The organism is Verrucomicrobiia bacterium, assembly GCA_035460805.1.
Taxonomy (GTDB): Bacteria; Patescibacteriota; UBA1384; order CAILIB01; family CAILIB01; genus DATHWI01.
Window position 1 is genome coordinate 1 of record DATHWI010000102.1, and the last position, 1,821, is coordinate 1,821.

Genomic DNA, 1,821 nt, shown 5'->3' on the forward strand with positions numbered 1-1,821 from the left:
CTATGAGAATAATACCGAGTATGCCGGCTGGTCCTCTGCCCCAACTGCGGCTGTAACCCCAGTTTGGCAAGGCTCCGATAAGCAAAAGCACCAAAACTATAAGAAGGATCGTTCCGAGTGTCATGACGGCCCCCTTTTCCCTTGTCGTTCCTTAACATGGATGTCGCCTTGAGGGCAAAGGTTGCGCCATTAAAAGGGCGCCGGCAATGTCACGGTAACTGAAATTGCTCCAATAGCTCCGGTTTGGCCAACCGAAAAATTAGCTAGGGATGCGATTGAGGGTGCGCCAAGCATGCAGCCGGGTTTGTCCTTTCTCTCGGCTGGCGCACCAGAAGGGCAGTCTGCGTCCTCAGACAGCGCAGTGGCCCCCAAATGGGAGCGGTAGCCAAAGGTTATCGCCCTCCTCTTTTATTCAGTTGCCGCGCACTCCGGTTGCGCGGAGTCCGGTGTGCTAGCAATGGAACTTCCTTGGCGACCGTGAATGTCAGATGAACGGACGCCTCAGACCCTGTTCAGACGCCACAAACTTAGATACGGCCAATGACCAGGTGTTGGCTGATTCCATTTTTAATTGCAGGGTTGTTTGGCGACAAAGCGTTCGCCGACTGTCTTCCTGCGCCTGACACCCCAGCATCAGTCATTGAGCATTTTCAAAGATTTAATAAGCCATTGCCGGAAAAGTTTTGCTCCAAAGAGGCCAGCCCCCAAGCCTCTCACGAACCTCCCCAAGAGTCGTCACAAGCCGAGGATCTGCCCGACCAGTACCGTAATCATGATGTTCCGGGTGATGGCCCCTTCGCTCAGTACGAGGGTGACCCAGGTAGCGGTTACGAGGGTGACCCAGGGAGGGGTTACGAGGGTGACGCAGGGAGGGGTTACGAGGGTGACCCAGGCAGCGGTTACGAGGGTGGCTCAGGAAGGGGTTACGAGGGTGACCCGGGGAGCGGTTACCCGGATGACAAAGAGGGCGGTTATGATTGGGACCCAGAGGGCAGTTATGAGTGGGACCAGGGTGGTCACCTGAATGACCAAGAGGGCGGTTACCGGGATGACTGGGACCCTGAGAGCGGCGACTATTGGAACGGCAAGCATAGGGAAGGCGATGGCAAAAAGTGGAAACGCCATGGCAAGCGCACGTGCAAAAAAGCCCACATGAAGTGGAATGGATCAACGAAGACATGCTCGAAACGCAGGTAAGTGAGTCTCATCGGGTGAGCGTTGGTGTAGGCTGAAAATCTGCTAGAAATCGTTTGTAGGTGCCGGGTGGGAAACCCGGTGCTACAGTCATTTGCTTTTCCGATTCAGGTGCATATCTTTGAAGATGTGTGTGGCCGTTTCGACAATCTGATCGCTCGCGATGCGTATCCCGGCCTCTTCAAGGCTCAACGCCTGCCGAAGTCCAATTTTCCTCTCCGCTATAACGTAGCTCCCACTGATAAAATCCCGATTGTACGCATCGATCCCCGCGACGGTAAACGTGAGGTGGTCATGGCACGTTGGGGATTGGTCCCATTCTGGATGAAGGAAACGCCCAAGGTCCCCCACATCAACGCGCGTGCCGAGACGGTGCACAAGTTGCCGCTCTTTCGAGAAGCTTTTGCAAAACGGCGATGTCTCATTCCAGCGACGGGATTTTACGAGTGGCAGAAGCGTAAAGATGGCAAGCAGCCTTACCGCTTCCGCCGCAGAGACCTCGAACCTTTCGCCTTCGCGGGTATTTGGGAATTTGCACGATTAGGCGGAGGGGAAATCCTATCCACGGCAATGATCGTGGGAGAAGCGAACCCGCTTGTGGGCAGCGTGCATGATCGTATGCCCGTC

General features: G+C 55.2%; 3 protein-coding genes. 2 read left to right on the forward strand and 1 reads right to left on the reverse strand.

Features of this window, described 5'->3' with window-relative positions:
• Nucleotides 1-124: DUF3309 family protein (locus VLA04_03845; protein HSI20801.1), on the reverse strand; the 124-nt coding region annotated here is incomplete at its 3' end.
• A 416-nt stretch (nucleotides 125-540) separates the two neighbouring features.
• Here VLA04_03845 and VLA04_03850 point away from each other — a divergent pair.
• Together VLA04_03850 and VLA04_03855 are read left to right on the forward strand one after the other, a co-directional pair.
• The gene (locus VLA04_03850; protein ID HSI20802.1) at nucleotides 541-1,197 is read left to right on the forward strand and encodes a hypothetical protein; all 657 of its coding nucleotides are present in this window, start codon (nucleotides 541-543) and stop codon (nucleotides 1,195-1,197) included.
• Between the two features lie 78 nt (nucleotides 1,198-1,275).
• Nucleotides 1,276-1,821, forward strand: a 546-nt coding sequence (locus VLA04_03855) for an SOS response-associated peptidase (protein HSI20803.1), incomplete at its 3' end; no start/stop codon positions are given.

Coding starts and splice junctions, on each gene's coding strand:
- VLA04_03850 (HSI20802.1), top strand. CDS start 541: ATGACCAGGTGTTGGCTGATTCCATTTTTAATTGCAGGGTTGTTTGGC.